This window comes from Streptomyces canus 299MFChir4.1 (assembly GCF_000383615.1).
Classification (GTDB): Bacteria; Actinomycetota; Actinomycetes; order Streptomycetales; family Streptomycetaceae; genus Streptomyces; species Streptomyces canus_C.
On record NZ_KB911582.1, the window covers coordinates 514,955 to 528,289 of the forward strand.

General features: G+C 71.3%; 11 protein-coding genes. 5 read left to right on the top strand and 6 right to left on the bottom strand.

The genetic code is table 11. The features are described from left to right. Window positions 1–64: 64 nt before the first annotated feature. The 5 genes from H293_RS0102315 to leuA all read right to left on the bottom strand — a co-directional run bounded on the left by H293_RS0102315 (window position 65) and on the right by leuA (window position 6,982). Entirely contained in the window at window positions 65–730 is a 666-nt protein-coding gene (locus H293_RS0102315) for a response regulator (RefSeq protein WP_020116269.1), read from the bottom strand. Beyond that, complete coding sequence (locus H293_RS0102320) at window positions 727–2,019, bottom strand: sensor histidine kinase (RefSeq protein ID WP_020116270.1); 1,293 nt, start codon at window positions 2,017–2,019, stop codon at window positions 727–729. The genes H293_RS0102315 and H293_RS0102320 overlap by 4 nt, the downstream gene beginning before the upstream one ends. Further along, on the bottom strand, window positions 2,016–4,091 hold the full coding sequence (locus H293_RS0102325) for an MMPL family transporter (protein WP_028807475.1): 2,076 nt from the start codon (window positions 4,089–4,091) through the stop codon (window positions 2,016–2,018). The genes H293_RS0102320 and H293_RS0102325 overlap by 4 nt, the downstream gene beginning before the upstream one ends. Before the next feature lie 287 nt (window positions 4,092–4,378). Then, window positions 4,379–5,074 carry a TerB family tellurite resistance protein gene (locus H293_RS0102330; protein ID WP_020116272.1) on the bottom strand — a complete coding sequence of 232 codons (696 nt, stop codon included), beginning with the start codon at window positions 5,072–5,074 and terminating at the stop codon, window positions 4,379–4,381. Window positions 5,075–5,260: 186 nt separating this feature from the next. Beyond that, the gene (leuA, locus tag H293_RS0102335; RefSeq protein ID WP_020116273.1) at window positions 5,261–6,982 is read right to left on the bottom strand and encodes a 2-isopropylmalate synthase; all 1,722 of its coding nucleotides are present in this window, start codon (window positions 6,980–6,982) and stop codon (window positions 5,261–5,263) included. 319 nt (window positions 6,983–7,301) lie between these two features. Here leuA and H293_RS0102340 point away from each other — a divergent pair, with 319 nt between their 5' ends. The 4 genes from H293_RS0102340 to H293_RS0102355 are packed head-to-tail and all read left to right on the top strand — an operon-like array spanning window position 7,302 to window position 11,273. Next, window positions 7,302–8,369, top strand: a complete 1,068-nt coding sequence (locus H293_RS0102340; RefSeq protein ID WP_020116274.1) for a M4 family metallopeptidase — start codon at window positions 7,302–7,304, stop codon at window positions 8,367–8,369. Window positions 8,370–8,390: 21 nt separating this feature from the next. Then, complete coding sequence (locus H293_RS0102345; protein ID WP_020116275.1) at window positions 8,391–8,657, top strand: protealysin inhibitor emfourin; 267 nt, start codon at window positions 8,391–8,393, stop codon at window positions 8,655–8,657. A gap of 58 nt (window positions 8,658–8,715) precedes the next feature. After that, on the top strand, window positions 8,716–10,038 hold the full coding sequence (locus tag H293_RS0102350; RefSeq protein WP_020116276.1) for a GH1 family beta-glucosidase: 1,323 nt from the start codon (window positions 8,716–8,718) through the stop codon (window positions 10,036–10,038). After that, window positions 10,035–11,273 (top strand): MFS transporter, encoded by a 1,239-nt coding sequence (locus tag H293_RS0102355; RefSeq protein ID WP_020116277.1) that lies wholly within the window; start codon window positions 10,035–10,037, stop codon window positions 11,271–11,273. Before H293_RS0102350 ends, H293_RS0102355 begins: the two co-directional genes overlap by 4 nt. Window positions 11,274–11,368: 95 nt before the next feature. Here the strand turns inward: H293_RS0102355 and H293_RS0102360 are convergent, their stop codons facing one another. Next, window positions 11,369–12,223, bottom strand: a complete 855-nt coding sequence (locus H293_RS0102360) for an NAD-dependent epimerase/dehydratase family protein (RefSeq protein ID WP_020116278.1) — start codon at window positions 12,221–12,223, stop codon at window positions 11,369–11,371. Between the two features lie 119 nt (window positions 12,224–12,342). Here H293_RS0102360 and H293_RS0102365 point away from each other — a divergent pair, with 119 nt between their 5' ends. Then, window positions 12,343–13,206 (top strand): helix-turn-helix transcriptional regulator, encoded by an 864-nt coding sequence (locus H293_RS0102365; RefSeq protein WP_020116279.1) that lies wholly within the window; start codon window positions 12,343–12,345, stop codon window positions 13,204–13,206. The last annotated feature ends 129 nt before the right edge of the window (window positions 13,207–13,335 follow it).

Genomic DNA, 13,335 nt, shown 5'->3' on the forward strand with positions numbered 1-13,335 from the left:
TTGCCTGCGGCGGAGATCGAGCGGGTGGGCGCGCTCCTGGCCGGGGCCGGGCTGCTCTGAGCCCCTACCGGGTCCCCGGTGTCACGGTCCCCGACTCGTAGGCCACGATGACCAGTTGGGCCCGGTCCCGCGCGCCCAGCTTCCCCATGATCCGGCTGACGTGGGTCTTCGCGGTGAGCGGGCTCAGGCCCAGCGTCTCGGCGATCTCCGTGTTGTTCAGGCCCCGCGCGACCAGGGCCAGCACCTCGCGCTCCCGGTCGGAGAGGCACTCGGGCCCACCGCCCGCCACCGGTACCGACGGGCTGCGCAGGAACCGCTCGATCAGCCGTGCCGTCGGTCCCGGGGACAGCAGCGCCTCGCCGGCCGCCACCGTGCGGATGGCGTCGAGGAGGTCGGCCGGCCGGGTGTCCTTCACCAGGAAGCCGGAGGCCCCCGCGCGCAGCGCCTCGACGATGTTCTCGTCGGTGTCGTAGGTGGTCAGGACCAGCACCCGCACCCCGGCCAGCGCCTCGTCGGCCGCGATGAGCCGGGTCGCCTCGATACCGTCGAGATCGGGCATGCGGATGTCCATCACCACCAGGTCGGGCCGCACCTTCCGGGCCGCGCCCACGGCCTCCCGCCCGCTGCCCGCCTCTCCCACGACCTCCATGTCCCGCGCCGACTCGACGAGCATGGCGAACGCGGCCCGCACCAGGGTCTGGTCGTCGGCGAGCAGTACGCGGATGGTCATACGGTTCCCTCCCCCACGGCGAGCGGCAGCGCCGCCGTCACCTCGAACCCGCCGTCCGGGCGTGGTCCGGCGTCGAGTGTGCCACCGACGCTGCGGGCCCGCTCGCGCATGCCGACCAGTCCGAAGCCGGGGCTGCCGCCCGGGACGGGCCCGGTGCCGTCGTCGGTCACCGACACCCGCAGGGCGCCCGGTTCGTCGTACAGCCTGAGGCGTACGGCGGGTTCGGGTCCCGCGTGCCGGACCGCGTTGGTGAGCGCCTCCTGGACGATCCGGTAGGCGGCGGCGCCCACGGCGGGCGGCGGGTCGGTGCGGACGCGCAGGTCCTGTTCGACGCGGGCACCCGCGAGCCGTGCCGCCGCGACGAGGTCGGGCAGGCCGTCCAGGCCGGGCAGCGGGCCGCGGGTGTCCTGGGGACCGTGTTCGCGCAGCACCTCCAGCGTCGTACGGAGTTCGCCGCGTGCGGTGCGGCAGGTCCCGGCGATGTCGTCGAGGGCCTTGGCGACCGTCTCCCGGTCCAGGCGCTCGGGGTCGGCGGCCAGGACGTGCGCGGCGACGGAGGTCTGCACACCGATCAGGGTGATGCTGTGGGCGAGCAGGTCGTGCAGGTCGCGGGCGATGCGCAGACGTTCCTCGGCGACCCGGCGGCGGGCCTCCTCCTCGCGGGTCCGTTCGGCGCGGACGGCGCGCTCGACGATGGCGGAGACGTACTGGCGGTAGTAGCGGACGTCGATGCCGCAGAAGAGGACGGCGATGATCCAGCCGGAGATCCGCAGCAGTTCGAGGGCCTGGTGGGTGCTGACGGTGAGCATCACACTCAGGGAGATAGCGAGGACCGTGGCGCCCGTCAGGATGGTCCGCAGGGGGCGGCCGGTGACGGCGACCGTGTAGAGGGCGACGTAGGCGACCGGGGTGGGGGCGAGGTGGTTGTACTGGAGGGCGTGGTACGGCACGATCAGCGCCACCAGCGCGGCCAGCACGAGCAACGGGTGGCGCCGCCGCCACACGATCGGCACATGGACGGCCAGCAGCAGCGTCCACCCGAGGGCGTCCGGGCGGCGGGCCTCGTCGCTGAGCAGGCCGACGCACACGGCCGCCACCGCCAGCACGACGGCGAGCAGCGCGTCGTTGCGGGTGCCGTGCGGGGCGGTCCGCGGGTCGCGGTTGACCGCCGTCATGATCCGCTCGCCCAGCCGGGGTCTCGTGGTCTCCTGCACGGTGTCATCTTCCGGGACGTCGGGCCGGAAGGCGCCCTTCCAGGAGGGAAGGGCGCCCGGGAACGACCTCGTCACACGGGTTCCGGCTGGCGCTCGGCCCGTACGGGCGGCTCGGGCTCCCGGGACAGCGCCCCCGGCCACCACACTTTCCGCCGCAGCGCGACGGCCGCGCTGGTGACCAGGTAGGTCCGCACGAGGAAGGTGTCGAGGAGCACGCCCACCGCGATCACGAAGCCCAGCTCGACGAGTTGGACCAGCGGCATGTTGGTGAGCACCGCGAAGGTGGCCGCGAGGACGAGTCCGGCGGAGGCGATGACCCCGCCCGTGGTCCGCAGCGCGGTGAGGGCGGCGGTGACCGGTTCGGCGCCGGCCAGGGACTCCTCGCGCATGCGGTGCATCAGGAAGATGCCGTAGTCGACGCCGAGGGCGACCAGGAAGACGAAGGACAGCAGCCCGAGTCCGGGATCGGTGCCCTCGAAGCCGAACACCGGCCCGAAGACCAGTCCGCCGATGCCGAGGGCCGCGGCCCACACGGCGACCACGGCGGCCACCAGGAGCAGGGGCGCGACGAGGGACCGCAGCAGGACGACGAGGATGAGCAGCACGGAGACGAGGACGATCGGCACGACGATCATCCGGTCACGGCTGTTGGTGTCCTTGAGGTCGAGCTGCTGGGCGCTGGGCCCGCCGACGTAGGAGCCGTCGAGCTCGGCACGCAGGGCCTTGATGGTCGCGGTCTCCCCGGCGGACTGGGGAGCGTCTTTGGCGGTGACGGAGATCTCGGTCCAGCCGTCTCCGGTACGTTCCTTCCGCGCACTGTCGACGCCCTGGGTGCCGCGGACCGTGGCGAGGGTGGCGTCGGCACGGTCGGCCGGGGTGATGACGGTGACGGGCTGGGTGCCCCGCTCCGGATAGGCCTCGGCGAGCGTCCCCATGGCGGCCACCGCGTCGGGCTTGCTGGTGAAGGAGTCCTCCTGCTTGAGGCTGCCGGGCAGGTTGAGCACGCCCAGTGCGAGCGCCCCGAGCAGTACGGCCCCGCCGGCCAGCACGGTGAGCGGCCGCCGCCCGGCCGAGCTGCCCATCGCGGCGAACAGCGACCGGCGGACCTTGGGGGTGCTGCCGTAGCGCGGTACGAGCGGCCAGAACACCCGGCGGCCGAGCAGCACGAGGACCGCGGGCAGCAGCGTCATCATCGCGGCGAGCGCGACCAGCACCCCGACCGTCCCCAGCGGGCCCATGCCGCGGCTGCTGTTGAGGTCGGCGGCGAGCAGACACAGCAGGCCCGCGGCCACGGTCCCGGAGGAGGCGACCACGGCGGGTCCGCAGCCCTTCAGCGCGGCCGCCATCGCGTCGTAGGGCCGCTCGGTCCGCCGCAGCTCCTCCCGGTACCGGGAGACGAGCAGCAGCGCGTAGTCGGTCCCGGCGCCGAACACCAGGATGGTCATGATGCCGCCGCTCTGCCCGGTGACGGAGGTGCCGAACCCCTGGTTGAGCCCGTAGGCGACGGCCCGGGCCAGGAACTCCGACATGCCGGCGACCCCGAGCGGCACCAGCCACAGCAGCGGACTGCGGTAGATGACGATCAGCAGCAGGGCGACGACCGCGGCGGTGGTGTAGAGCAGCGGTCCGCCGAGCGAGTCGTAGACCTCGCCGGCATCGGTGGCGAGGGCTCCTTCCCCGCCGACCTCGACGCCGAGACCGTCCTCGCCCTTCGCGATGTCCCGCACGTCGTTGACGAGGCGGTCGCGGGCCTTCTCGTCCGTGCCCGGCTCGGTGCTGGCGACGGGATACATCACGGTGGTCCCGTCCTTGGAGGCAATGCCCCGCGGCTCGGCGGTGAGCGTGTGCGCGTCCGCGATCCGCCCGATCTGCCCGGCGGCGGTCGCCTTGTCGGCCGCCGTCAGCCCGCCGTCCCGGTGGTAGACGACGACCATCTGCGTGGCCTCGCCCCCGGGCAGCCGTTCCTGGATCTTCGCGACCTGTGTCGAGTCCGCGCTCGCCGGCAGGTAGTCCACGGCCCGGTCCCGCTGCACGTCCGCGAGCTTCGACGCGAACGGCGACACGGCCACCAGCACGACGATCCACAACCCCAGCACCAGCCAGGGCACGGCACGCCGTCGCCGTGCACTCATCTTTGCGGCCCCCATCGACGGGCCTCCCTCCGGTCGGACGTCTGGTTCGGTTTCCAGACTCCCGGCACAGGGGCCGCTGTTCGTCGGGCGGGAGGGCGAGTCGGAAGGTACTGCCAGGGGTGGCCCGGGGCGCGCACTACTCCCCGGGGAGTATCAGGACGGCGTCCGGGCGGCCGCGAGCAGCCTGGTCACGTCGTCAGGGCCGAGCCCACCGTGGCGAGGACATCCCGCTCTCCCCCCTCCCCCAGGGGGTGCACCGGCCGCCCGGAGGAGGACCGGCCCGCGGCCATCGGAACGGGATATCAGGACGGCGTGCGGGCCGCCGCGAGGAGCCTGGTCACGTCGTCCGCGCAGATCGTCAGGGCCGTGCCGACCGTCGTCAGGGCGTCGCGTTCCGCCGGGGTGTACGGGCCGTCCGCGAGGGCGATGCGGGCCGCCTGGAGGAGGATCGACTCGCGGCCCGCCGGGGCGAGATGGGGGGCGAGCGGGTCGAGGGCCTCGTGGAGCTCTATGGCGAGACCGGCTCCGCAGGGGCGGTCGTAGACCCGGCCGGTGTCCTCGGCGAGGGCCTCGACCAGGGTTTCCAGCTGGTCCTCCGTGCAGTCGTCGAAGCCCGCCGCCCGGACCGTTGCGGCCGCGGTCTCCAGGGAGGTGCGCGAGCAGGTGCCGCCCGCCGCGAGGACAGCGAGCGCGACCGTGTGGACGGCGTCGCGGAGCATCGCCGAGAAGCGGGTCGTGGTGGGGTGGTCGAGGACGTCCGTGCCGAAGTGGCGTCGGCAGGCCGCGCATTCCACCACGGGGCCGGTGTCGCCGCGCGGCAGGACCGGGACGCCGAGCAGCGTGAAGCGGCGGCGGCCGGTCAGGCGCTGGAAGTTGCGGTCGCCCCCGCAGCCGGGGCAGAAGAACTCGCCGTCGCCGACGGTCGTCCACGCGGTACGGGTGCCCAGGAGGCGCGCAGGCCTGGCAGCACGGCCGTTTCGTCCCCGTCCTGGCAGCACGTCACACCTCCGCGTAACCCCGCGGCAACATCGCCGCGCTTGCGTGATGTTAGCCACATGAGGCAGGCGGAGTCAGTACCCCTGACGAGACCTGCTCGTGACCTTCACCCTCCGGTGGCCGATAAACGACGGGGCCTTGATCGCCGTATACAGCGACCAAGGCCCCGAAACCGCCGGTCAGAGTGATTATCGAGCGGCCCGGTTGACGGCCGAGACGACCGCCTTCAGGGACGCACGCGTCGTGTTCGCGTCGATCCCGATTCCCCACAGAACCTTGCCGTCGATCGCGCATTCGATGTAGGAGGCGGCCTGCGCGGAGGCACCCTCGCTCATCGTGTGCTCCTGGTAGTCCAGCAGCCGGGCGTCGATGCCGACCTTGGCCAGCGCGTCGAAGAAGGCCGAGATCGGACCGTTGCCGCTGCCGGTCAGGACCGTGTCGACGCCGTCGACCGTGGCCTCCACCTTCAGGGTGTCCACGCCGTCCGTGTCGGTCGTCGACTGGCCGTTCTTGACCTGGATACGGCCCCACGGGTTCTCGGGGTTCGGCAGGTACTCGTCCTGGAAGACCGCCCAGATGTCGGAGCCCTTGACCTCGCCGCCCTCGGCGTCCGTCTTGGCCTGGATGAGCTTGGAGAACTCGATCTGCATCCGGCGCGGCAGGTCCAGCTTGTGGTCGTTCTTCAGGACGTACGCGATACCGCCCTTGCCGGACTGGGAGTTGACCCGGATCACGGCCTCGTAGGAGCGGCCGACGTCCTTGGGGTCGATCGGCAGGTACGGCACCGCCCACTCGATGTCGTCGACCGTGACACCCTTGGCGGCCGCGTCGGCCTCCATCGCGTCGAAGCCCTTCTTGATGGCGTCCTGGTGGGAGCCGGAGAAGGACGTGTAGACCAGGTCGCCCACGTACGGGTGGCGCGGGTGGACCTCCATCTGGTTGCAGTACTCCCACGTACGACGGATCTCGTCGATGTCGGAGAAGTCGATCTGCGGGTCGACGCCCTGCGAGAACAGGTTCATGCCCAGGGTGACCAGGTCGACGTTGCCGGTGCGCTCGCCCTGTCCGAACAGACAGCCCTCGACGCGGTCGGCGCCGGCCATCAGCGCCAGCTCGGCGGCGGCGACGGCGGTACCGCGGTCGTTGTGCGGGTGGATCGAGATGCACACGTACTCGCGGCGGGAGAGGTTGCGGTGCATCCACTCGAAGCGGTCCGCGTGCGTGGAGGGGGTCGAACGCTCCACCGTGGCGGGCAGGTTGAGGATGATCTCGCGGCCCGGACCCGGCTGGTAGACGTCCATCACCGCCTCGCAGACCTCCAGCGCGAAGTCCAGCTCGGTGTCGGTGAAGATCTCGGGGCTGTACTGGTAGCCGAACTCCGTCTCCGGGCCCAGCAGCTTCTCCGCGTACTCCATGACCAGACGGGTGCCGTCGACGGCGATCTGCTTGATGTCGTCCTTGGAGCCCCGGAAGACGACCCGGCGGAAGACCGGCGCGGTCGCGTTGTACAGGTGGACCGTGGCGCGCTTGGCGCCCTTGAGTGACTCGACGGTCCGCTCGATCAGGTCCTCGCGGGCCTGGGTCAGTACGGAGATGGTGACGTCGTCCGGGATCGCGCCCGGCTCCTCGACGATCGACCGCACGAAATCGAAGTCCGTCTGGCCCGACGCCGGGAAGCCGACCTCGATCTCCTTGTAGCCCATCTTGACCAGCTGGTCGAACATCCGGCGCTTGCGCTCGGGCGACATCGGGTCGATCAGGGCCTGGTTGCCGTCACGCAGGTCGGTGGAGAGCCAGCGGGGAGCGACGGTGATCCGCTTGTTCGGCCAGGTGCGGTCCGGGATGTCGACCTGCTCGTACTGGCCGTACTTGTGGATCGGCATGGAACTGGGCTGCTGGCGGTTCGCCATGATTGCGGGGCTCCTAGGGATGTCCGGAAAGGACGGCCGACACGCAACACGAAGCTCCGCGGGGAGGGAGTCGACCTGGACTACAGGCCCTCGCCGCGGCAGCTAAGAAGAAGCAGCCCGAAACGCATGATGCGCAGCATGCTAGCGGAGCCGCTCCCCGTGCGGGGCGCCGTATCAGTATGCGGGACCCGAGGGGCGAATCGGGCAAAAAGTGCGCCATACCACTTCGTCACGGAGCGTGCGCCTCTGTGTCCGCATATTTCACCAATCATGGTTGCGACTAGTGACACGCTCATGACTCAGTGCAAGGGTGCCGCACATGACGACAAACGGGGGCTTCGAGCCCGTCTTCTGCACGGTCGTACCACCACACGTCCTCGACAAGCTGGCCCGCAACGAGGACCCCGCACTGTCCGGCCCCGCCCAGCGCACCCTGGTCCGCGACAGCGAGCTCCGCGGCAAACGACGGGTGACGACCGAGTTCTCCCTCGCCGCGGCGCCGCAGACGAAGGCACCGTCCGACCAGCCGCTGCGCACGATCTACGACGCCGGGCACACGACCGGCCTGCCGGGCACGAAGGTCCGCGCCGAGGGCTCAGAGCCCGGCCAGGACGCCACCGCCAACCGCGCCTACGCCGGTCTCGGCGCCACCTTCGACCTCTACCTGAAGGCCTACAGCCGCCACTCGATCGACGGCGACGGCCTCCCGCTCGACGCGACCGTCCACTTCGACGAGAACTACAACAACGCCTTCTGGAACGGCGAGCAGATGGTGTTCGGCGACGGCGACGGCGAGATCTTCCTCGACTTCACCATCCCGATCGACGTCATCGGCCACGAACTCACCCACGGCGTCACGCAGTACACGGCGAACCTCACCTACTACGGCCAGTCGGGCGCCCTCAACGAGTCGATGTCCGACGTCTTCGGCTCGCTCATCAAGCAGTACACCCTCGGCCAGACCGCCGCCGAGGCCGACTGGCTGATCGGCGCGGGCCTGCTCGCGCCCAGCGTCTCCGGCAAGGCCCTGCGCTCCATGAAGGAGCCGGGCAGCGCCTACGACGACGACGTGCTCGGCAAGGACCCGCAGCCGGCGACCATGGACGACTACGTCCGCACCGGCCGCGACAACGGCGGCGTGCACATCAACTCCGGCATCCCCAACCACGCGTTCTACCTGGTCGCGAGCGCCCTCGGCGGCCACGCCTGGGAGAAGGCGGGACAGATCTGGTACGACGTCCTGACCGGCGGCGAGCTCTCCGACCGGGCCCTGTTCACCGACTTCGCGAAGCTCACGGTCGCGGCGGCGAAGGCCCGCTACAACGAGGGCGACGAACTCCAGGCCGTCTCCAAGGCCTGGGAGCAGGTCGGGGTGCGGATCCTGTGAGTCCGTACTAGACAGGGACCCATGCGTATTCAGGTACGGCGCACGGGCGGGTTCGCGGGCATCGAGCGGCACAAGGAGGTCGAGACCTCCGGGCGGCCCGATGCCCACGAATGGCAGGCCCTGGCCGAGAAGGCGGTCGCCGCCGGCCGGGGCACCCCGCCGATCGGGGTTCCGGACGGCTTCAACTACGAGATCACCGTGGACGGCAGAACGGTCTACGCCTCCGATCCCCGGCTGACGGAGGAGCAGCGGAAGCTGATCTCGAAGGTACTCAAAGAAGGTGCGTAACTGCTTGTTCACGCCTGCCCGTTGACTTCCCTACCCGCCGGTACCCATGATCCGGCGCATGGCGACTGAAGAGCATGCGATCCCTCGCTTCCCGGCCGGCTTCCTGTGGGGCGTCTCGACCTCGGCCCATCAGATCGAGGGCGCGGCGGACGAGCGCGAGCAGTCCGTGTGGGACACCTTCACGGCCGAACCGGGACGGGTGAAGGACGGCTCGACGGCGGCGGTGGCCTGCGACCACTACCACCGCTACCGCGAGGACGTGTCCCTGCTGGCCGGCCTGGGGGTGGACGCGTACCGCTTCTCGGTCTCCTGGCCACGGGTGCGCTCCGAGGGCGGCCTCGACTTCTACGACCGTCTCGTGGACGAACTGGTGGCCGCGGGCGTCCGTCCGGTCCCGACGCTGTTCCACTGGGACCTGCCGGTGACTCTCCAGGAGGAGGGCGGCTGGCTGAACCGGGACACCGCGTCCCGCTTCGCCGAGTACGTGTCCCTGGTGGCCGACCGCCTCGGCGACCGCGTCCAGAAGTGGATCACGCTCAACGAGCCCGCCGAACACACCCTGTTCGGCCACGCGCTCGGCGCCCACGCCCCTGGCAAGCAGCTGATGTTCGACGCGCTGCCCGCCGCCCACCACCAGCTCCTGGGCCACGGCCTGGCCGTACAGGCGCTGCGCGCGGCCGGCGCCACGGACGTCGGGATCGCCAACTCGCACGGCCCGACCTGGCCGGCCTCCCAGGAGCAACCGGACCTGGAGGCGGCGGACTTCTACGACCTCCTGCTGAACCGCCTGTTCGCGGAGCCGGTCCTCCTGGGCGAATACCCCTCGGGGCTGGGCGACTTGATGCCGGGTGACGTGGCCGCCGACCTCAAGGTCATCTCCGAGCCGCTCGACTTCTACGGCGTCAACTACTACGCCCCGACCCGCGTCGGCGCCCCGCAGGGCGAGGACATCGAGTTCGGCGGACTGACGATCCCGGCCGAACTCCCCTTCTCCGTCCAGGAGATCGAGGACGTCCCGGTGACGGACTTCGGCTGGCCGGTGGTCCCCGAGGGGCTCAAGGAACTCCTCACCACCTTCCACGAACGCTACGGCGACCGGCTCCCGCCCGTCGTCATCACCGAGAACGGCTGCTCGTACGAGGGCGTCGACGACCAGGACCGGATCGCCTACCTGGACGGCCACGTCCGCGCCCTGCACCGGGCGGTCGAGGCGGGCGTGGACGTGCGCGGGTACTTCGTGTGGTCGCTGATGGACAACTTCGAGTGGGCGGAGGGGTACGCGCGCAGGTTCGGCCTGGTGCACGTGGACTTCGAGACGCTGGCCAGGACCCCGAAGGCGTCGTACGCGTGGTACCGGGACCTGCTCCGGGCCCAGAGGTGAGCACGGCTCTCTCGGAGCCCGTCGACCGGGTCGGCAAGGGCTGGACGGCCTCCCTGTCGCTGGCCAACGTGGCGATCTGGGTGGGCTGGTACGGCCCGTTGCAGATCCTGCTGGCCCGGCAGGCGGAGGACTTCGCGCCCGGCAGCGGCATGTCCAAGGAGACGTTGCTGGCCTGGGTGACCGGGGTGGGCGCGGTGGTGTCGCTGGCGGCGAACCCGTTCTTCGGCGCGCTGTCGGACCGCACCACGGCCCGCTGGGGCCGCCGCAGCCCGTGGATCGTGGCCGGTGCGGCGGGCGGCGCGCTGTCGCTGCTGGTGCTCGCCGGGGCGGGCGGCCTGTGGCTCATGACATTCGGCTGGTGTCTGGTCCAGCTGACCCTGAACGCGGCCTTCGCGGCGGTCACGGCGGCCGTGCCGGACCGGGTGCCACGCCTCCAGCGGGGCGCGGTCGGCGGCTGGATCGGGGCTGCGCAGATCCTCGGCGCGGTCGTCGGCACGGGCCTGGCGACCGCGACGGGCGGGATCGCGGCGGGCTATGCGGCCTGCGCGGTGTTCACGCTGGCGGGGGTGCTGCCGTACGTGCTGCGCCACCAGGACCTCCGGCTGGCGGCCACGGACCAACCGGCTTGGTCCTGGCGGTCGTTCGCGCGCGGCTTCTGGCTCAGCCCGCGTCGCTACCCCGACTTCGCCTGGGCCTGGGTGACCCGCTTCCTGATCAACCTCAGCAACGCGCTGGTGATCCTGTACCTGCTGTACTACCTGCGGGACCGTCTCCACCACGACGACCCCGAGCAGGGCGTACTGATCCTCACGGCGGTCGACAGCGTGGCACTGCTGGCCACGGTGGTGGTGGGCGGCGTCTGGTCCGACCGCGTGGGCCGCCGCAAGCCGTTCGTCCGGTGGTCCGGCGTCCTCATGGCGGTGGCGACGGCCCTGCTCGCGCTGTGGCAGACCTGGCCGAGCGCGATCATCGTGGCAGCGCTGCTCGGCGTGGGCCTCGGGGTTTTCATGTCGGTCGACTTCGCCCTGATGACGGACGTACTGCCGAAGGCCCCGGACCGGGGCAAGGACCTCGGCATCATCAACGTGGCGAACTCCCTGCCCCAGGTGGCGGCCCCGGCGTTGGCGGCACCCATCGTGACGCACCTGGGGGGATACCGGGTGCTGTACGGGGTGGCGGCGTTCGTGGGCTTGGCGGGAGCGGTCCTGGTCGGCCGTATAAGAAGCGTTGACTAGATGCTGTCAGGGGCGCGGGGCTGTATCGATGTGCGGCTCCGCCGCGTGGGCGCGACCAGCCCCCACCGCCCCGCAGGCGACGACCGGCCTGTTTTCTAGAGCGCTCCCGCCTCCCGAGCCGCATAAACCGACGGATACACCGGCCGATACCCCAGCTCCCGCCGAATCCGCTCCGTGGACGTGATCGCCAGCCACGGATCCGGATCAGTCCGCTCGTACAACTCGGCCGGAATCTCCACCCCGTTGAGCTGATAGAACTCCACCGCCGTCACCGGCGCATCGTCGGCGATGTTGTACACCCGCCCCGCGATCCCCGGCGCATGCAGAATCCGCGACAACCCCTGGGCCACATCCACGTGGTGTCCCACCTGGAGCCGCTGATTCGCCGCCCAGGTCTTCGCCCACATCAGGGACTGGGCGAGATGCGGGTCCCCCTCGCCGTAGACGAACGGCAGCCGCCCGACGCGCACATCCATGCCCTCCATCGCGAGCAACTGCCGCTCGGCCTCCGCCTTGGACTCGGGATAGGCGCCCCACATCGCCCCGCCGGGCCGGCTCTCGTCGTCCTCGGTGAGCGGCCGCCCCCGCCCGGTGCCGTACACCAGACCGGTGCTGACCTGCACGAACCGTCGAACGCCCGAGGCCACCGCGGCACGGCCCAGCTCCACGGCCGCGTCCAGGTTGACGGCCCGCGCCTCCTCGTCCGGCACTCCCCGGAAGGCCGCGGCGACGTTCACGACCGCGTCCACCCCGGCGACGGCCTTGCCGAGCGCCTCGGTGTCCCGCAGATCTCCTACGACGACCTCGGCACCGAGTTCGGCGAACGGCTCACCTCGGGCCGCGTCCCGCACCAGCACCCGTACCCGCTCCCCGGGCCGGGACTGCGCCAGCAGCCTCGGCACGAAGCGCCGGCCGACCTGTCCTGTCGTACCTGTGACCAACGTCAGCATGTTCTGCTCCCTTTCGTCCCCACCAGCGTGGGACGGCGGCGCGGGCACCGGGAGAGACCTCTTGATCAGGGGATCGGCAGTCCCTGGATAAGCCGGGCGGGGTGCCGCACGCTGGAGGGGTGAACCGAGCCGAACTCGCCGACTTCCTGCGCCGCGGCCGCGCCCGGCTGAACCCGTCCGACGTGGGTCTGGCGCCGGGCGCCCGGCGCCGCACTCCCGGGCTGCGCCGCGAGGAGGTGGCCCAGCTGGCGGGGATGTCCGTGGACTACTACACGCGCCTGGAGCAGTCCCGCGGCCCCCGCCCCTCCCGTCAGATGCTGACGGCGCTGGCCCGCGCGCTGCGCCTGACCGCCGTGGAGCAGGACCATCTGTTCCATCTGGTGGGCGAGGAGCCCCCGCGCCGCGAGACGGGGTCGGCGCATGTCCGGCCGGGGCTGCTGCTGATCCTGGACCGGCTGCACGACACTCCGGCGCAGGTGGTGAACGACTGCGGCGAGATGCTGGCGCAGAACGCGATGGCCAGGGCCCTGGTGGGGGACGTGATGGCCCGCCCGCCCCGCGACCGCAACCTGGTCCGCCGCTTCTTCCTGGACCCGGCCGCGCGCACACTGTTCCCCGAGGAGGACCTGGCGGACCACGCGCGCACCCAGGTGGCCACCCTGCGCGCGGTGACCGCGGCCCGCCCCGACGACCCGGAACCGGCCTCGCTGGTCGCCGAACTCCGGTCGGCCAGCCAGGAGTTCGCGCGCCTGTGGGACGAGCACGAGGTGTCCCAGCGCGACAAGGCGACGAAACGCTTCGTGCACCCCGTGGTGGGACTGCTGGAACTCGACTGCGAGGTCATGGTCAGCCACGAACACCACCACCTCCTGGTCGTCCACACGGCCCGCCCGGGGACGGAGGCGTACGAACGACTGCAACTGCTGAGAGTGGTGGGCCTGCAAGACCTGACCCCGCAGGAGGAGGCCCCCAAAAGCTCCTAGAACCCCAGCTTTCGCAACTGCCGGGGATCCCGCCGCCAGTCCTTCGCCACCTTGACGTGCAGGTCGAGGCTGCATCAACTCGCGGCTACCGCCGCCCGGCCGGCGCGCCCAACACCACCCCGACCTCGC

Coding starts and splice junctions, on each gene's coding strand:
- H293_RS0102315 (WP_020116269.1), bottom strand. CDS start 730: ATGACCATCCGCGTACTGCTCGCCGACGACCAGACCCTGGTGCGGGCC.
- leuA (WP_020116273.1), bottom strand. CDS start 6,982: ATGGCGAACCGCCAGCAGCCCAGTTCCATGCCGATCCACAAGTACGGC.
- H293_RS0102325 (WP_028807475.1), bottom strand. CDS start 4,091: ATGGGGGCCGCAAAGATGAGTGCACGGCGACGGCGTGCCGTGCCCTGG.
- H293_RS0102360 (WP_020116278.1), bottom strand. CDS start 12,223: ATGCTGACGTTGGTCACAGGTACGACAGGACAGGTCGGCCGGCGCTTC.
- H293_RS0102340 (WP_020116274.1), top strand. CDS start 7,302: ATGACGACAAACGGGGGCTTCGAGCCCGTCTTCTGCACGGTCGTACCA.
- H293_RS0102350 (WP_020116276.1), top strand. CDS start 8,716: ATGGCGACTGAAGAGCATGCGATCCCTCGCTTCCCGGCCGGCTTCCTG.
- H293_RS0102345 (WP_020116275.1), top strand. CDS start 8,391: ATGCGTATTCAGGTACGGCGCACGGGCGGGTTCGCGGGCATCGAGCGG.